Below are 16428 nucleotides of genomic sequence, written 5' to 3'. Positions count from 1 at the left end.
CGTCAGCGCCCTTCCCCGAACCGGTCCGCGACAAGCTCCTCCAGAGCCGCCATCAGCGCCTCCGCTTCCGCGCCGCTGGTCGTCACTTCGATCGCGACGCCATGCGCCGCGCCCAGCATGAGCAGCCCCATGATCGAATCGCCGGAGACCGACATGCCGGCGTGGCTGACGCGCGCGTCCGCGTCATGGCGCTCCACCGCCTCGACGAAGCGCGCCGCGGCGCGCGCGTGCAGGCCCTTTTCATTGCAGATCAGAAGTCGACGCGTCGCCACGGGACTCTCAGACCGCCTTGGTCTGGAGCATCCGGCCGGCGGCGTCGATATATTTGCGCCCGGCGTCGATCGCGGCGTCCACCGCCTCCTCCAGCGGGCGGGTCCGCGACTTCGCCAGCTTCACCAGCATCGGCAGATTGGCGCCATAGATCACCTCCACCCCGTCGCCGCTCATCGCGCCGATCGCCAGATTGCAGGGGGTGCCGCCGAACATGTCCGTCACGACGACGACTCCCGCGCCGTCATTCACCGACGCGACGGCGGCGTCTATCTCGGCCTGTTTCTCCGCGAGGTCGTCCTCCGGGTTCATCGACACGACGGTCGCCTTCTCCTGCGGGCCCACGACATGCTCCACCGCAGCCAGGAATTCACACCCAAGGCCCCCATGGGCCACGATCACCAGTCCGATCATTCCATCATCCGCTTTCAGTCGACTCGGAGCCGTTCCCGGGCACCTTGGGCCGGCCCGCCCGCCCACGCAATAGCCGGCCGATTTCGGCCTCCGGATCCTCCGGCCCGCCCGCCTTCAGCGCCAGAAGCAAAGCCGCCGGCGAAAGCGGCGACGGCCGGAGCAGGAGCGGCGCTCCCCGCCAGCGGCGCCGCGGCGGCAGGCGCTCCGTCTCCGGCCGTCCGAGGTCCATGACCAGCCGAACCGGCGCGGCGCCGGCGGTCGAAAGCCGCAAGAGACCGATCCCCCGCGCCTCGATCAGCCCGGTCGCGCCGTCGTCGACCGGCGCCGCGGTCAGGACGCCGTCCACCTCGGCCAGCCGGACCAGATCATCCGCGATCAGCGCCGCGCCGAGCGCGATGAGTTCGAGCGCGAGCGCGGATTTTCCCGCCCCGGCCGGGCCGAGAATCAGGAGCCCCCGGCCGTCCAGGGCGACGGCGCTGGCGTGAATCGCGGCGGCCGCCGTCATAGCGGCAGCTCGAACACGAACCGCGCGCCCGCCGGCGGCGCTTTCGGCGCGCCATAGGGGCGGATGTTCTCCGCCCAGATCGTCCCGCCATGCGCCTCGATGATCTGCCGGGAGATCGACAGGCCCAATCCGGAATGATCGCCGAAGGCTTCGTGATCCGGCCGCTCGGAATAGAACCGCTCGAAAATCGTCCTGAGGCTGGCGTCCGGCACGCCCGGCCCGTCATCCTCCACCGTCACCCTGACGCTCGCGGCGCGCCGCTCGGCGGAGATCCGGACCACCCCGCCCGGCGGTGCGAAGGAGAGCGAGTTTCCGATGAGATTCTGCAAAACCTGGCCAATCCGCCCCTCCAACCCCTTGACCGGCAACGCCTCCGCCATCTCCTCCACCTCGATCCGGGCCGAACGCGCCGCCGCGTCCGCCTCGTTCATCCCGGCGACCTCGCGGATCAGATCCGCGAGATCGAAGCTCTCCATCTCCTCGCGCGTCAATTCCGCATCCAGCCGAGAGGCGTTGGAGATGTCGGTGACGAGACGGTCGAGCCGCCGGACGTCGCTCTGGATCACGTCGAGAAGCCGGCTCTGCATTTCCGGGGTTTTGGCGATTCGAAGCGTCTCGACGGCGGAGCGAAGCGATGTGAGCGGATTCTTGAACTCGTGCGCGACATCGGCGGCGAAGCTCTCGATCGCGTCGATCCGATCATAGAGCGCTTCGGTCATCCGCCGGAGCGCGGAGGAAAGATAGCCGATCTCATCGGTCCGCGCCGTCAGATCGGGGAAGCGGATTCGCTGCGGATTGATCGGCCGCGCATCCTGCGCGCCGCCCGCCTCCGCCGCCGCGGCGAGCCGGCGGATCGGTTTCGCTATCGTGTTCGCCAAAAGAACCGACAACGCCAGAGAGATCAGGAGCGCGACGACGAACACCTGAAGGATCGCCATCCTCTCCGCGCGCACGATATCGTCGATGTCGCCGCCTTCGGTCGAGAGCACGAGAACGCCGAGCACAGCCTTGAACCGCTGGATCGGCACCGTGACGGAGACGATCAGTTCATCCTCGGAATTGACCCGCTCCCATCGGGCGACGCCGCCGCGCAGCGCGGTGAACACCTCCTCCTCCTGCGCCAGGCCTTCGAGGGCCGTCTCCTTGTAGAGCGGCGGCGAGCCGCCGAAGAACCGCACCACGCGCCGATAAACCCGCTCGACGATCGAGAGCGGATCCTCCCACGCGGTCTGCCCCGGCGGCGGCAGGGCGTGCGTCTCGATCTGGCCGGCGCCGCGCAGCAGGTTGTGCGTATCCCCCGAGAGGCGCCCCGCGCGGTCGTAGATCTGCGCGCGCACCCCGGTCGGCTCGACCAGTCGCTTCAACACCACATTGGCGCGGACGGGATCGAACCTCGTCCCGGACGGGCCGACCCCCGCCGCCTCCGCGATCGCAACCGCGATGATCCGCCCCTGCGTCTCCAGGCTCTGCGTCCGCTGATCGATCAACCCGGAGCGGAACTGGTTCAGGTAGAGAACCCCCACCACCAGCAATCCGAGCCCGATGAGATTGAAGGCGACGATGCGCCTGCTCAACGAGTTGGTGGGAGAAATGCCGCCGCGGCGCGCCCGGCTCCGGGTCCGCCGCAGCCGGAGCCGGGCCGCATCGCGGCTCCGGCGTTGATCCTTGCTCACAAGCCCCAGCCGGGCGCGCAAGGAGAAGAGCGCGGCCCCGACGCCGGCGAAAGGGCGGCGCGCCCGCCGTTTCGTCGGCCTGCGCTTCGCGCTCCGCCTCATCTCCAGCCGATCACACCTCCTTGTAGCGATACCCGACGCCGTACAGCGTCTCGATCGAAGAGAAACCGTCATCAACCTTCCGGAACTTCTTCCGAACGCGCTTGATGTGGCTGTCGATCGTGCGATCGTCGACATAGACCTGATCGTCATAGGCCGCGTCCATCAGCTGGTCCCGGCTTTTCACGAAACCGGGCCGCTGCGCGAGCGCATGAAGAATGAGGAACTCCGTCACCGTCAGAACCACCGGCTTCCCGTCCCAGGCGCAGGCGTGGCGCAACGGGTCCATCACCAGGCGCCCGCGGGTCAGCACCTTGTCGGCCTCGGCCCGCTCGGCGCCGTCGTCCTGCGCCTCGCGGCGGCGAAGCACCGCGCGGATTCTTTCGATCAGCAGGCGCTGCGAGAACGGCTTTCGCACATAATCGTCGGCGCCCATCCGCAGCCCGAGCACTTCGTCGATCTCCTCGTCCTTCGATGTGAGAAAGATCACAGGCAAGTCCGTGCTCTGACGGAGGCGGCGCAGGAGATCCATCCCATCCATCCGGGGCATCTTGATGTCCAGCACCGCGAGATCCGGCTCGGCCTTCGTCATCTCGGCCAGCGCGGTCGCGCCATCGGTGTAGGCGCGGACCTCATAGCCTTCATTCTCCAGCGCCATCTGCACGGAGGTCAGGATATTCCGGTCATCGTCGACCAGCGCGATCGTCGGCATTTTAACGGGCTCCCAGGCTACCGCATATCCTTTGTCTACAAGCGGATCGTCGGCGCCGCAACGTGCGCGCGCGCGGCGCTCGCTTCCGCGCTGCGCCAATCTGGCCCAGTTTTCCGGGCTTCACGCCCCGCGGCGCCGTGCTATAGCGCCTATACCTTCGGGTGGTTTCGCGAATCACCGATCTGCGCGCGGCCAGCGCCTCTGGCGCCCGGGGCTCGGTCAGACGCAGCATATGCGTCGCGAATCATGAGAGTGAAGATCAGCACGGCGGCCCGGAGCCGTCATTGCGCAAAATGGAGAGTCCCTCGATGGAGACTGGCCCGACCATCAGCGACGTTCGCACCGGCGTGTGGAACCCTGACATCCCGCTGGAGGCGCTTGGCGCCGAGGAGTTCAGCGCGGTCCACTACAACCTGCTCGAAGCGAGCCTGGTCGAAGCCGCCATCCGGCGCGGCGAAGGCGCGCTTGGCAATGGCGGCGCCCTCCTCACCAACACCGGCAAACACACCGGCCGCTCGCCGAAGGACAAGTTCGTCGTCGACGAGCCGAGCGTGAAGGACACGATCTGGTGGGAGAACAACCCTCCAATCGCCCCCGACGCGTTCGAGCGGCTGAAGGCCGACATGTTCGAGCACATGAAGGGCCGCGAGTATTTCGTTCAAGATCTTTACGGCGGCGCCGACCCGGCCTACCGGCTGAATGTGCGCATGGTGACCGAACTCGCCTGGCACGCGCTTTTCATCCGCCATCTTCTCCGTCGCCCCGAGCGGGCGGAACTGGAGAACTTCGTTCCAGGCTTCACCGTCGTGAACTGCCCCGACTTCCTCGCCGACCCGGCGAAGCACGGCTGCCGTTCGGAGACGATTATCGCAACCAGCTTCGAGCAGAAGCTGATCCTGATCGGCGGCACGTCCTACGCCGGCGAGAACAAGAAGTCCGTCTTCTCGGTGCTGAACTACCTGCTGCCTGAAAAGAACGTGATGCCGATGCATTGCTCGGCCAACCACGCGCCCGACGACCCCGATGACGCGGCGATCTTCTTCGGCCTCTCCGGCACCGGCAAGACCACGCTCTCCGCGGACCCCGCGCGGGTGCTGATCGGCGACGACGAGCATGGCTGGGCCGAAACCGGCACCTTCAACTTCGAGGGCGGCTGTTACGCCAAGACCATCTCGCTCGACCCCGAAGCCGAGCCCGAAATCTATGCGACCACATCGAAATTCGCGTCCGTGATCGAGAACATGGTCTACGATCCTTACACCAAGGAGCTGGATTTCGAGGATGACAGCTACACGCCGAACATGCGGTGCGCCTATCCGCTCAGCTACATCTCCAACGCCTCGGAGACGGCGCGAGGCGGCGTGCCGCGCAATGTCGTCCTGCTGACCTGCGACGCGTTCGGCATCCTGCCGCCGATCGCGCGGCTGACGCCGGCTCAGGCGATGTATCACTTTCTCTCAGGCTTCACCTCCAAGGTCGCGGGCACCGAAAAGGGCGTGACGGAGCCGCAGCCGACCTTCTCCACCTGTTTCGGGGCGCCGTTCATGCCGCGCCGGCCGGAGGTTTACGGCGCGCTGCTCCGCGACAAGATCGCCACGCACGGCTCGACCTGCTGGCTGGTCAACACCGGCTGGACCGGCGGCGCGTACGGCGACGGCTCGCGGATGCCGATCAGCGCGACGCGGACGCTTCTGAGCGCCGCGCTCGACGGCTCGCTGAACGATGTGGAGTTCCGCACCGATCGCCAGTTCGGCTTCGCGGTGCCGGTCTCCGTTCCCGGGGTTCCGGACCTCATCCTCGATCCGCGCCGCACCTGGAGCGACCCGGAACGTTACGATGCGGAGGCGCGCAAGCTGGTGGCGATGTTCATCAAGAATTTCGCCCAGTACGAAGCCCACGTCGACGGCGACGTGCGGGCCGCCGCGCCGAAAGCCGCCTGATTTGAGCCGCGGCGGCGGCGCCCCGGCGCCGAAGACCGGGACGTGAGCTTCGCGGTCGCCGCCGGGGACCGTCTGACCGCCGACGCGGCGGCGGAGGTCCTTCGGGCCGGCGGCAATGCGGTCGATGCGGCGATCGCCGGCGCGTTGACCGCTTGCGTCGCGGAGCCGGCGCTTGCGTCGCTTCTCGGCGGCGGCTTCCTGATGATCCGCGAGCCGTCCGGCCGTGTCGGGGTTCTCGATTTCTTCACTCAGACGCCCCGCCGCAAGGCGCGCCCGGGCGACGCGGACCTTCGCGCCGTCGAATACGGCGACGCCGGGCGCGCCGTCCATATCGGCGCGGGCTCGATCGCGACCCCGGGGGTGCCGAGGGGGCTCAGCCTCGCGCATGAGCGGCTCGGTCTCACGCCGTTCAGGGAGTTGGCGGCGCCGGCGGCGGAGCTCGCGAGCCAGGGCGCGCCTCTCGCGCCGTATCAGGCCGATGCGCTGGCGCGCATCGCCGCCATCGTGAAGGCGGACCCCGCCGCGCTTTCGATTTTCGGCGATGGCGCGGAGCCGCTGAAGGCCGGCGCCCTCTATCGCAACCCCGCGCTCGCCGATGTGATCGAGACCTACGCCCGCGAAGGCGACCGGTTCTGCCATGAGGGCGAGGTCGCCGCCGCGCTCATCTCGCTCAACGGCGGGCATCTCTCGGCGCTGGATCTGCGCCGCTATCAGGCCGTCTGGCGCGCGCCGATGGAGGAGCGGCGAGGCGGCGCGCGCCTTTTCCTCAACCCGCCCCCGGCGCTTGGCGGCGCGCTCATCGCGCTCGCGCTTCGGCTGATCGACCATGACGCCGGGCCCGCCGATCTCGCCCGCGCTTTCGCCGCCGCCGCCCGCGCGCGGCAGGAGACCGGGATCGACGACGACCCGGCGGCGGGCGCGCTTCATCTTCTCGCCCCCGATCTGGTGACGCGCTATCGCCGCGAATTGGCCGGACGAAAGACCGCGATCACCGGAACCACGCATATCTCCGTCATCGACCGGCGCGGCATGGGCGCGGCGCTGACGCTGTCCAACGGGGCGGGCTGCGGCCTGATCGCGCCCGGAACCGGGATCATGCCGAACAATATGCTCGGCGAAGAGCATCCGACCGGCGAGGACCCGACCGAATGGACGCCCGATACGCGGCTCTCGTCGATGATGACGCCCATGGCGCTGGACTGGCCGAACGGCGCCTTCGCCATGCTCGGGGCCGGCGGTTCGGGTCGGATCCGCACCGCGCTCGCTCAGGTCGCCGCGCATCTGCTGGACCGCGGGATGCGCCTCGAAGAGGCGATCGCCGCGCCCCGACTCCATGCCGAGGCATGGCCGGAGGCCGAGTTCGAGGACGGATTCCGGGACGATGAGCGCGCCCTTCTCATCGCCGCGTTCCCCGAGGCGCGGGCCTGGCCGGCGCCATCGGCGGCCTTCGGCGGCGTGCACGCCGCCGCCCGCGGCGCGAGAGGCGCCGTCGAGGCGTGCGGCGACCCAAGGCGCGGCGGCGCGGTCGTGACGGGATGAAGCGAGAGGTAAGAATCTGACCTACAGGAAGCCCGTTAAGTTCGTTAATTGCGCGCGCGTTGACGGGATCCCGCAGCCACGGTAGGTCACTCGCACCTGCAAGAACAACGATTCCGCGCTGCGGCGTCGGCGCCCGTGAAAGGATCGACCAGATGGCCCACCCTGCATCCGCCGCGGAATCCGCGTCCCCTCCCGATTTCAGGCGCCTGCTGACGGAGGCGCTGCCCGCCGTCGAGGCCGTGCTGGCCGCCGGCCGCGAAAGCCTTCGCGCGCGGGTCGCGGCCGGCGCCAGAATCTCCAACGCCGTGCTCGAGACCGAGCAGCACGCCGCTCACTGCCTCGCCTGGATCGCGACCTATGTGGAATGCCTCCGCCAGCTTCGCGATTGGGCCGAGCGGCTGGAGGAGGCCGGCGCTTTCGGCGAGATGGAGCGGGTGATCCTCGGGATCGGCGCCGGCGAGTATCTCGCCCAGCTCCGCGGCGGCCTGCCGATGAGCCAGGGGGAGATCGCGCGGCTGTGCGATATCGGCGCGGACGCGGCCATGCTCTCGACCGCCGCCATCGATCGATTGATCGAGACCGGCTCCACCGACGCCGCCCGCCGCCGCCTCGTCGAACTGATGATCGAGCGCCGGGGCGCCGCGACCTTCGGCGCCACCGGCCTCGACGAGGAATTCGAGATGGTGCGCGACCAGTTCCGCCGTTTCGCCGACGAAAAAGTGATCCCCCACGCCCATGGCTGGCATCTCCGCGATGAGTTGATCCCGATCGAGATCATCGAGGAGATGGCGGCGCTCGGCGTTTTCGGCCTGACGATCCCGGAGGAGTTCGGCGGCGCCGGCATGGGCAAGACGGCGATGTGCGTCGTCTCGGAGGAGCTCAGCCGCGGCTATATCGGCGTCGGCTCGCTCGGCACCCGTTCCGAGATCGCGGCGGAATTGATCCTGAACGGCGGGAGCGAGGCGCAAAGAGAAAAATGGCTGCCGAAGATCGCGAGCGGGGAGATTCTGCCGACCGCCGTCTTCACCGAGCCGAACACCGGCTCCGACCTCGGCGCCCTTCGCACCCGCGCGGTGAAGGACGGGGCGGATTATCTCGTCACCGGCGCCAAGACCTGGATCACCCACGCCGCCCGCGCCGACGTGATGACGCTGCTCGCGCGCACGGATGGCGATTCGAACGATTATCGCGGCCTCTCCATGTTTCTCGCCGAGAAGCCGCGCGGGACGGACGAAGCCCCCTTCCCCGCCGAGGGCATGAGCGGCGGCGAGATCGGCGTTCTCGGCTATCGGGGCATGAAGGAATACGAGATCGGCTTCGACGGCTTCCGGGTGAAGGGTGAAAACCTGCTCGGCGGCGAAGAGGGCCTCGGCTTCAAGCATCTGATGAAGACTTTCGAGAGCGCCCGGATTCAAACCGCGGCGCGCGCGGTCGGCGTCGCGCAGGCGGCGATGGAGATCGCGCTCGGGTACGCCGAAGAGCGCAAGCAATTCGGCAAGCCGCTCTCCGCCTTCCCGCGCGTCTACGGCAAGCTGGCGATGATGGCGGTCGAGATCATGATCGCCCGGCAGATCACCTATTTTTCCGCGCGCGAGAAGGACGCGGACCGACGCTGCGACCTGGAGGCGGGCATGGCGAAACTTCTCGCCGCCCGCGTCGCGTGGTCGAACGCCGACAACGGCCTGCAGATTCATGGCGGGAACGGCTTCGCGCTCGAATATCCGATCTCGCGAATCCTCTGCGACGCGCGAATCCTCAACATCTTCGAGGGCGCGGCGGAGATTCAGGCGCAGGTCATCGCGCGCCGGCTGCTCGAAGGAAATTAGCGGACGGGCCGGCGCGCCGCTCGGGACGCATCGGCCCGCGCCATCGGCTCAGCGCACGCGCATGCCCGCCGCTTCGTCCCAATGCAGCGGCGTGTCGAATTTGGGCAGCGGCGCGTCCGCGTCCGAGATCGTCACCCCATGCGGCCAGTCCGGCGGGCAGATGGCGACGTAGCGCGCATATCCTCCCGCGCCGCCCTTGAACTTCGGATAGCCGATCGAAACCAGGCATCCGGTCGGCGGCACCTGGTCGAGATTCGCGACGCCCTCGGCCTGAGCGTACCCGTTATGCATGAGCCAATATTCGCCTTCGAGGGTCGGCGTCGCGTCGGTGTCGAGCGGCTCATGGCCGTGAAAGAGGATATGCCGCTCCAGATGAAGGAATTTCAGCGCATCGAGGCCGACCCCGGGAAACGGCGCGCGCGCGGCGAAATCCTTGTCCGGCCAGCCTTTCGACCAATCCGAGCGCACGAACACCACCGAGCCTTCCGGGATCGTCCCATGTTCGGCCTCGAACCTCTCGATGTCCGAGACCTGCAGCGCGTAGCCGAAATCTTCGGCCACCTGCTCCTGCATCGGGATGACCACCAGCGGGCGAAGCGTATAGGTCGCCGGCAGCTCGTCGATCGCCGGGTACTCGGCCGCCCAATGCGCCGGCGGATCGAGCTGAGTGCCGAGCTGGTCCGTCTTCAACAGATAGCTGGTCGCGATGAAACCGTGCTCCTCATAGGTGAAGACATCCCCCTTCTTGGCGTATCCTTCCAGATCCGCGCCCGCTTTCGCGGGAAAGAACTCGGCGTCCCCGAACCCGGGCCAGACCGGAATCGCCGGAGTGATGACATGGGTCAGATCAATATATTTCGCATCCTTGAAAACATCGTCATAGGCGTCCCAAAGCCCCGCGCCCTGGGCCGCCCCCGCGCATGCGAGCGCCAACGCGCCGCTCAGGAGTGCTGAATATTTCATCGCCTGGTCTCCTTTAGTTCATCTGACCCGCCCAATACCGGGATGGTTCGCAGATGAAAAAAATAGGAGGGTGATTCGTCCGCGTCCATCACAAGATGACGGCGAGTATCAAAGAGATGAAAAAAGACCGGCGCCCGGCCTCATTCGCCGTCGAAGGCGCAAAGCGCGTGAACGTCCAGCCCCAGGTCCGTCAACCGCTTCCGCCCACCGAGATCCGGCAGGTCGATGACGAAGGCGCAGCCGACGATGGCGCCGCCCAGCCGCCCGATCAGCTTCGCCCCCGCTTCCGCGGTGCCGCCTGTCGCGAGAAGATCGTCCACCATGAGCACCTGCTCGCCGGGCTGGATGGCGTCGTCGTGGATCTCCATCACCGCCTCGCCATATTCGAGCGTGTACGTCTCGGCGATCACCCGCCGGGGGAGCTTTCCCGTCTTGCGAATCGGCGTGAACCCCACCGAGAGCGCGTGCGCCACCGCCCCGCCCAGAATGAACCCCCGCGCCTCCAGCCCGACCACCCGGTCGATCCGCCGCCCGACATAGGGATGAACCAGCAGATCGACCGCCATCCGGAAGCCGCGCGCGTCTCCCATCAGCGTGGTGACGTCACGAAAGAGGATCCCCTCTCGCGGAAAGTCGGGGATCGTCTTGATATAATCCTTGATGGTTTTCACCGCGCCGCCCCTCATGATCCGGCCCGCGGGGAGCCGTCGGCCCTCGTTTTCCCTGACCCAGCCTCGCGCCGGTCAGAAATCGGAGAGAATGCCCTTGCTCTCCCAATCGCCGTAGCGGGTCGGCTCCAGCCCGTCGCGCCCGCCAAGCTCGGTTGGAAGCTCCGGGCGCGGCTCGGCGCGGCGCGCCTCCGCCTCCCTCAGCGCGCGCGCGGCCGCTTCAGCGATACGCTTCTCCATCATGCCTTTATCCTCAGCTGCTTCGGACATATATGCCTCCTCGAACGTCGCACCGGGATATACCGATGAACTACGCAAAAACAGCCCTGCTGCTCGCGGCGATGACCGGGCTCTTCCTCGCGGTCGGCTATCTGCTCGGCGGCGCGGGCGGCGCCATGATCGCTTTCCTCATCGCGATGGGGATGAACGGCTGGGCCTGGTGGAATTCCGACAAGATGGCCCTCAGGGCCCATCAGGCCGAACCAGTGACGCGCGCCGGCGCGCCGGAGCTTTACAACATGGTCGCGCGGCTCGCGCAGAACGCCGGTCTGCCGACCCCGGCGATCTATATCATCCATTCCGACCAGCCGAACGCCTTCGCGACCGGCCGGAACCCCGAGAACGCCGCGGTCGCCATGACGACCGGGCTGATCAGGCGGCTGACGGAGCCGGAGCTCGCCGGCGTCATGGCGCACGAGCTCGCGCATATCCGCAATCGCGACACGCTGATCATGACCATCGCCGCGACCATCGCCGGCGCCATCGGCTTTCTCGCCCAGTTCGCGCTTTTCTTTCGCAACGAGCGCGGCGCCGGCGGGATTGTCGGCGCGCTCCTCGTGATGATCTTCGCGCCGCTCGCCGCAAGCGTGGTGCAGATGGCGATCTCGCGGACCCGCGAATACGCCGCGGACCGGGCCGGCGCGGAGATCAGCGGCGATCCGCTGGCGCTCGCCTCCGCGCTCGCGAAGATTTCCGGCCTCGCCGGGCGCATCGAGATGCCGAGCGCGGAGCGCCACCCCTCGACCGCGCATCTCTTCATCATGAATCCCTTGTCCGGCCGGGGCGCCGACCGGCTCTTCTCCTCTCACCCCAGCCCCGAGAATCGCATCGCCGCGCTTGAGGAAATGGCCGGCGGGCGCCGCGCCTCCGCCCCTCGCGGGCCGTGGGGGTGAGCGCGCTCAAGGCTCGCGGCGGAGCTCTCACGCTGATCGACGCGACCATCGGCTCCGGCGCGGCGCTGGACGAGGCCGCGCTCCCCTCCGGGCTCGCGGCGGCGGAACGGGCGCGCGCGCTCACTCTGGCGCGCGCGACGCTCCGCCATCTCGGCGCGACCGACGCGATCCTCGCTCACTTCATGAAACGCCCGGCCGCGCGGCCTGCGCAAATGATTCTCCGGCTCGGCGCCACCGAGATCCTGGCGCTGGACGAGGCCGCGCACGGCGTGGTCGATTCCGCCGTCAGGCTGGCCAAATCGGAGAAGAAGACCGCGCCGCTCGCGGGGCTGATCAACGCCGTTCTCCGCCGGGTGGCCGAGGAAGGGCCGGCGGTCTGGACCGCGCTCGACCGGCCCCGGCTTTCGACGCCGGACTGGCTCTGGCGGGCGCTTCGCGCGGATTGGGGAAAGACGGGCGCCGCGGCGATCGCGGCGGCGCATCTCGCGCCGGCCCCGCTCGATCTCACGCCGAAGGACGGCGACGCCGCCGCGCTCGCCGCACGCCTCGGCGGCGCGGCGACGCCGAGCGGATCGGTCAGGCTCAGGCGGCCGGGCCGGCTCACCGAACTTCCCGGCTACGCCGAAGGGGACTGGTGGGCGCAGGACGCCGCCGCCGCCATTCCCGCCCGGCTCGCCGGCCCCGGCGCCGGCCGGCGCGCGCTCGATCTCTGCGCGGCGCCCGGCGGCAAGACCATGCAGCTCGCGGCGGCGGGCTGGGCGGTCACCGCGCTCGACAGCTCCGCCCCGCGCATGAAGCGGCTCGCCGAGAATCTCGCCCGCACCGGCCTCGCCGCGGAGATCATCGTCGCGGACGCGCTTGACTGGGCCGCCGCGCCCTTCGATCTCGTCCTTCTCGACGCGCCCTGCACCGCCACCGGCACGATCCGCCGGCACCCGGAACTTCCGTATATCCGAAGCGGAGGCGAGGTCGGCGCCGTCGCCGCGCTCCAGAAGCGGCTGCTCGACGCCGCCTGGCGCCTGACCGCGCCGCGCGGGACGCTGATCTACGCGACATGCTCGCTCTTTCACGCCGAAGGCGAAGCGCAGACAAACGCCTTTCTGAAAGCCCGGCCGGACGCCAGCCGCGCGCCGATCGGCGCCGAGGAGATCGGCGACGCCGCGCTCCTGACCCGCGCCGGCGACTTTCGCGCCCGCCCCGATCATTGGCCGGAGCTCGGCGGGCTCGACGGGTTCTACGCCTCCCGCCTCGTCCGCGCCGCGTGACACGAGCCGCGCCGGAGCGTAGGCTGAAGCGAGAGCCGGGAACACGGTCGTCGAGCGGACCCATGACCAAACAGCAAACGAGCGCCGCGCCCGCGCCGCGCAGAGGCGCCGGCGACCGCCTCCACGCCTGGATCGCGCGTTTCGGGCTGACGCCGAAAGAGATCCGCGTCGTCCCGGAGCCGCTCTGGACCGGCGATGGCGCGGCCGCGCGGCGCCTCGTCGCCGGAACGCTCCGCTTTCAGGGCTCTCTCGTCGAAGCGCCGGGCGCGAGCCCATGGGCGCAGGCCGCCCCGACCCCGGGCTGGGCGGCGGCGCTCCACGGCTTCGACTGGCTCGACGACGCCGCGGCGGCGCCCGACGCGGAGACCCGCGCCCGCCTCGTCGGCTGGCTTTTCGAATGGATCCGGCTTTACGGCGACGGCGGCCCAGGCTGGCGCCCGGGCCTCGCCGGTCGGCGCCTGACGCATTGGCTCTGTCACGCGCCGATGATTTTCGACGCCGCCGGGCCGGGGGAGAGCCGCGCGTTTCTCCGCTCCATCGGCCGGCAGGCGCGCTTTCTCAGGCGGCGCTGGCGGCGCGCGCCGGCGGGGCTGGAGCGGTTTCATGCGGCCGCAGGCCTCGCCCACGCCGGCCTCGCGCTCGGGCGGGCGGGCATGCTGGCGGACGGCGTCGCCGCGCTCGGGCGCGAATCGCAGCTCAGGGTCGGCGGCGACGGCGGCCTCCCCTCCCGCTGCCCCGAGGAGGTGATGGAGGCGCTCGCCGTCCTCTCCTGGGCCGCGCGCAGCCTCGAGAGCGCGGGGATCGCCCCTGCGCCCGCGCATCTCGACGCGCTGGAGCGGCTGGCCACCGCGGTGCGGGCGCTTCGCTTCGGCGACGGCGCCCTCGCGCGGTTTCATGGCGGCGGCGGGGGAGACCCGGAGCGGATCGACCGCGCGCTCGCCGCGTCGGGCGTGCGGGCGGGCGCGCAGATTCGGGAGACGATGGGGTTTCACCGGATCGCCAGCGGCCGCACCGCGGTCATCTTCGACGCCGGCGAGGAGCGCCGCGCCGACGGCGACCGGCGCGCCAGTCTGTTCTGCGTCGAGGCCGCCGTCGGCCGGTGGCCGCTGATCGTGAATTGCGGCCCCGGCGCGCGCTTCGGCGAGGAATGGCTGCGCGCCGCCCGATCCCCCGCGGCGCATAGCGGCCTCAGCGTGGACGCCGCGTCGAGCGCCCGACAGGCCGACGCCGACCTCGCGCCCGGCGCGCCCGGCCATGTCAACGCCGTGCGGCAGGAGGATGAAACCGGACTCTGGCTGATCGCGGAGCATGACGGCTGGCTGCGGAGCCACGGCCTGATTCATCAGCGCCGGTTCTTCCTCTCAGCCGATGGCGGCGACCTTCGCGGCGAGGATCGACTCAGCGCCTCCGGCCCTGGCCCTCGCGCCGCCTTCGACGCCGCCGCGCGGCGCCGCGACCCCGCGCGGATCTCGTTCACCATCCGCTTCCATCTGCATCCGAGCGTCGGCGCCGAGTTTTTCCTCGCCGGATCCGCGCTCCGGCTCCACCTCCCCGCGCGGGACGGCGCCAATGACGGCGAGACCTGGATCATGCGGCAATCGGGCGGCGACCTCGCGCTCGAGGAAAGCGTCTATCTCGACGAACGCCGCGCCGCGCCGCGCGCGACAAAACAGATCGTGGTCAGAGCGCGGACGAAGGATTACAGCGGCGTGGCGAAGTGGACATTCCGCCGGGCCGAGACCGCGCGGCCGTGTTGATCGACAAGCCTGAACCGAAAGGACGCCAGCTCCGATGCCAGAGAACCGAACGCCGATCCGGCGCGCCCTGATTTCCGTTTCCGACAAATCCGGGCTGACCGAACTCGCAACCGCGCTGGCCGGACGCGGCGTCGAGCTGATCTCGACCGGAGGCACCGCGCGCGCGCTGCGCGAGGCCGGGCTCAAGGTCCGCGACGTCGCCGAACTCACCGGCTTTCCCGAAATGATGGACGGGCGCGTCAAGACGCTCCACCCGATGGTGCATGGCGCGCTCCTCGCACGCAGGGACGACCCCGCGCATCAGGCGGCGATGACCGAGCATGGCGTTCAGCCGATCGACCTCCTGATCGTCAACCTCTACCCGTTCGAGGCGACCGTCGCCGCGGGCGCCTCCTACGACGCCTGCGTCGAGAATATCGACATCGGCGGCCCGGCCATGATCCGGGCGGCCGCCAAGAACCATGCGCATGTCACCGTCGTCGTCGACGCGGAGGATTACGCGCCGCTCCTCGAGGAGATCGCCGCCGGAGGCCCGTCGGAAGAGTTCCGCCGGCGCATGGCCGCGGCCGCCTACGCCCGCACCGGGGCCTATGACGCCGCGGTCTCCTCCTGGATGGCGGCCGAGGCCGGCGACGCCGCGCCGCGGCGGCGGGTCTTCGCCGGAGCGCTGAAGCAGACGATGCGTTATGGCGAGAATCCGCACCAGGCGGCGGCGTTCTATATCGGCGGCGCCCCCCGCCCCGGCGTCGCCACCGCGACGCAGCATCAGGGCAAGGCGCTCAGCTACAACAACATCAACGACACCGACGCCGCCTATGAGCTGGTGGCCGAATTCGCGCCCGCGGACGGGCCCGCCTGCGCGATCATCAAACACGCCAACCCTTGCGGCGTCGCATTCGGGGCGACGCTGGCGGAGGCCTACTCCCGCGCCTTCGATTGCGACCGGACCTCGGCTTTCGGCGGCGTGATCGCGCTGAACGGCCTCCTCGATGGCGAAACCGCCGAGCGGATCGCCGCGATCTTCACCGAGGTCGTGATCGCCCCCGACGCGACCGACGAAGCGAAGAACATTTTCGCGGCGAAGAAGAATCTTCGCCTGCTGACCGCCGGCGCCCTGCCGGACCCGGCGGCGTCCGGCCTCACCTTTCGCCAGGTCGCAGGCGGATTTCTCGCGCAGGACCGCGACAATGGCGTCGTCGCCGCCGCCGATCTGAAGGTCGTGACGAAACGCGCCCCGAGCGAAGCCGAGATCGCCGATCTCCTGTTCGCCAGGGCGGTCGCCAAACATGTGAAATCCAACGCCATCGTCTACGCGAAAGACGGCGCGACGGTCGGCGTCGGCGCCGGGCAGATGAGCCGGGTCGATTCCACCCGCATCGCCGCGCGAAAGGCGGAGGACATGGCCACGGCGCTCGGCCTCGACGCCAGCCCCGCAGCAGGCGCCGTCGTCGCGTCCGACGCCTTCTTCCCGTTCGCGGACGGGCTGATCACGGCGGCGGAAGCCGGCGCCACCGCGGTGATCCAGCCCGGCGGCTCCATCCGGGATGAGGAGGTGATCGCGGCGGCGGACGAGCGCGGCCTCGCGATGGTCTTCACCGGGATGCGTCACTTCCGGCACTGAGAAC

15 protein-coding genes are annotated in these 16428 nt (G+C 69.4%); 7 read left to right on the top strand and 8 right to left on the bottom strand.

The window, feature by feature from the left end; all coding sequences use genetic code 11:
* Nucleotides 1-2: 2 nt before the first annotated feature.
* Genes WG921_RS16875 through WG921_RS16855 form a run of 5 tightly spaced genes read right to left on the bottom strand, consistent with a single transcriptional unit; the run spans nucleotide 3 to nucleotide 3673 of the window.
* Entirely contained in the window at nucleotides 3-272 is a 270-nt protein-coding gene (locus WG921_RS16875; protein WP_340110432.1) for an HPr family phosphocarrier protein, read from the bottom strand.
* A 7-nt stretch (nucleotides 273-279) separates the two neighbouring features.
* A complete protein-coding gene (locus WG921_RS16870; RefSeq protein ID WP_340110431.1) occupies nucleotides 280-684 on the bottom strand; it encodes a PTS sugar transporter subunit IIA in 405 nt (134 codons plus the stop codon).
* A 4-nt stretch (nucleotides 685-688) separates the two neighbouring features.
* Nucleotides 689-1189, bottom strand: a complete 501-nt coding sequence (locus WG921_RS16865) for an HPr kinase/phosphorylase (protein ID WP_340110430.1) — start codon at nucleotides 1187-1189, stop codon at nucleotides 689-691.
* The gene (locus WG921_RS16860; protein ID WP_340110429.1) at nucleotides 1186-2964 is read right to left on the bottom strand and encodes a stimulus-sensing domain-containing protein; all 1779 of its coding nucleotides are present in this window, start codon (nucleotides 2962-2964) and stop codon (nucleotides 1186-1188) included. The genes WG921_RS16865 and WG921_RS16860 overlap by 4 nt, the downstream gene beginning before the upstream one ends.
* A gap of 10 nt (nucleotides 2965-2974) precedes the next feature.
* Nucleotides 2975-3673, bottom strand: coding sequence for a response regulator transcription factor (locus tag WG921_RS16855; RefSeq protein ID WP_340110428.1), 699 nt, complete (start codon nucleotides 3671-3673; stop codon nucleotides 2975-2977).
* Nucleotides 3674-3981: 308 nt separating this feature from the next.
* Here WG921_RS16855 and WG921_RS16850 point away from each other — a divergent pair, with 308 nt between their 5' ends.
* The 3 genes from WG921_RS16850 (at nucleotide 3982) to WG921_RS16840 (ending at nucleotide 8978) form a co-directional block, all read left to right on the top strand.
* Nucleotides 3982-5613, top strand: a complete 1632-nt coding sequence (locus tag WG921_RS16850) for a phosphoenolpyruvate carboxykinase (protein WP_413788602.1) — start codon at nucleotides 3982-3984, stop codon at nucleotides 5611-5613.
* A gap of 42 nt (nucleotides 5614-5655) precedes the next feature.
* Nucleotides 5656-7152: a gamma-glutamyltransferase gene (locus WG921_RS16845; RefSeq protein ID WP_340110427.1), complete on the top strand. Its 1497-nt coding sequence runs from the start codon at nucleotides 5656-5658 to the stop codon at nucleotides 7150-7152.
* Between the two features lie 152 nt (nucleotides 7153-7304).
* Nucleotides 7305-8978: an acyl-CoA dehydrogenase family protein gene (locus tag WG921_RS16840; RefSeq protein ID WP_340110426.1), complete on the top strand. Its 1674-nt coding sequence runs from the start codon at nucleotides 7305-7307 to the stop codon at nucleotides 8976-8978.
* A gap of 48 nt (nucleotides 8979-9026) precedes the next feature.
* Here the strand turns inward: WG921_RS16840 and WG921_RS16835 are convergent, their stop codons facing one another.
* From WG921_RS16835 to WG921_RS16825, 3 genes are all read right to left on the bottom strand, one after another.
* The gene (locus WG921_RS16835; protein WP_340110425.1) at nucleotides 9027-9941 is read right to left on the bottom strand and encodes a cyclase family protein; all 915 of its coding nucleotides are present in this window, start codon (nucleotides 9939-9941) and stop codon (nucleotides 9027-9029) included.
* Nucleotides 9942-10081: 140 nt separating this feature from the next.
* Nucleotides 10082-10627 (bottom strand): adenine phosphoribosyltransferase, encoded by a 546-nt coding sequence (locus WG921_RS16830; protein WP_340110424.1) that lies wholly within the window; start codon nucleotides 10625-10627, stop codon nucleotides 10082-10084.
* Nucleotides 10628-10684: 57 nt separating this feature from the next.
* A complete protein-coding gene (locus WG921_RS16825; RefSeq protein WP_340110423.1) occupies nucleotides 10685-10879 on the bottom strand; it encodes a DUF1674 domain-containing protein in 195 nt (64 codons plus the stop codon).
* A 35-nt stretch (nucleotides 10880-10914) separates the two neighbouring features.
* On the opposite strand from WG921_RS16825, the gene htpX reads away from it, so the two are divergent.
* The 4 genes from htpX (at nucleotide 10915) to purH (ending at nucleotide 16424) form a co-directional block, all read left to right on the top strand.
* The gene (gene htpX, locus WG921_RS16820; protein WP_340110422.1) at nucleotides 10915-11781 is read left to right on the top strand and encodes a zinc metalloprotease HtpX; all 867 of its coding nucleotides are present in this window, start codon (nucleotides 10915-10917) and stop codon (nucleotides 11779-11781) included.
* Nucleotides 11778-13046 carry an RsmB/NOP family class I SAM-dependent RNA methyltransferase gene (locus tag WG921_RS16815; RefSeq protein ID WP_340110421.1) on the top strand — a complete coding sequence of 423 codons (1269 nt, stop codon included), beginning with the start codon at nucleotides 11778-11780 and terminating at the stop codon, nucleotides 13044-13046. Before htpX ends, WG921_RS16815 begins: the two co-directional genes overlap by 4 nt.
* 62 nt (nucleotides 13047-13108) lie before the next feature.
* The gene (locus WG921_RS16810; RefSeq protein WP_340110420.1) at nucleotides 13109-14803 is read left to right on the top strand and encodes a heparinase II/III family protein; all 1695 of its coding nucleotides are present in this window, start codon (nucleotides 13109-13111) and stop codon (nucleotides 14801-14803) included.
* Nucleotides 14804-14837: 34 nt separating this feature from the next.
* Nucleotides 14838-16424, top strand: a complete 1587-nt coding sequence (gene purH, locus WG921_RS16805) for a bifunctional phosphoribosylaminoimidazolecarboxamide formyltransferase/IMP cyclohydrolase (protein ID WP_340110419.1) — start codon at nucleotides 14838-14840, stop codon at nucleotides 16422-16424.
* Nucleotides 16425-16428: the final 4 nt, after the last annotated feature.

This window comes from Paludibacillus litoralis (assembly GCF_037646705.1).
Classification (GTDB): domain Bacteria; phylum Pseudomonadota; class Alphaproteobacteria; order Rhodobacterales; family Rhodobacteraceae; genus Pikeienuella; species Pikeienuella litoralis.
This window is presented reverse-complemented; position numbering and strand designations above follow the sequence as displayed.

Coding starts and splice junctions, on each gene's coding strand:
- WG921_RS16850 (WP_413788602.1), top strand. CDS start 3,982: ATGGAGACTGGCCCGACCATCAGCGACGTTCGCACCGGCGTGTGGAAC.
- WG921_RS16870 (WP_340110431.1), bottom strand. CDS start 684: ATGATCGGACTGGTGATCGTGGCCCATGGGGGCCTTGGGTGTGAATTC.
- htpX (WP_340110422.1), top strand. CDS start 10,915: ATGAACTACGCAAAAACAGCCCTGCTGCTCGCGGCGATGACCGGGCTC.
- WG921_RS16825 (WP_340110423.1), bottom strand. CDS start 10,879: ATGTCCGAAGCAGCTGAGGATAAAGGCATGATGGAGAAGCGTATCGCT.
- WG921_RS16840 (WP_340110426.1), top strand. CDS start 7,305: ATGGCCCACCCTGCATCCGCCGCGGAATCCGCGTCCCCTCCCGATTTC.
- WG921_RS16810 (WP_340110420.1), top strand. CDS start 13,109: ATGACCAAACAGCAAACGAGCGCCGCGCCCGCGCCGCGCAGAGGCGCC.
- WG921_RS16830 (WP_340110424.1), bottom strand. CDS start 10,627: ATGAGGGGCGGCGCGGTGAAAACCATCAAGGATTATATCAAGACGATC.
- WG921_RS16860 (WP_340110429.1), bottom strand. CDS start 2,964: ATGAGGCGGAGCGCGAAGCGCAGGCCGACGAAACGGCGGGCGCGCCGC.
- WG921_RS16865 (WP_340110430.1), bottom strand. CDS start 1,189: ATGACGGCGGCCGCCGCGATTCACGCCAGCGCCGTCGCCCTGGACGGC.
- WG921_RS16855 (WP_340110428.1), bottom strand. CDS start 3,673: ATGCCGACGATCGCGCTGGTCGACGATGACCGGAATATCCTGACCTCC.
- WG921_RS16835 (WP_340110425.1), bottom strand. CDS start 9,941: ATGAAATATTCAGCACTCCTGAGCGGCGCGTTGGCGCTCGCATGCGCG.
- purH (WP_340110419.1), top strand. CDS start 14,838: ATGCCAGAGAACCGAACGCCGATCCGGCGCGCCCTGATTTCCGTTTCC.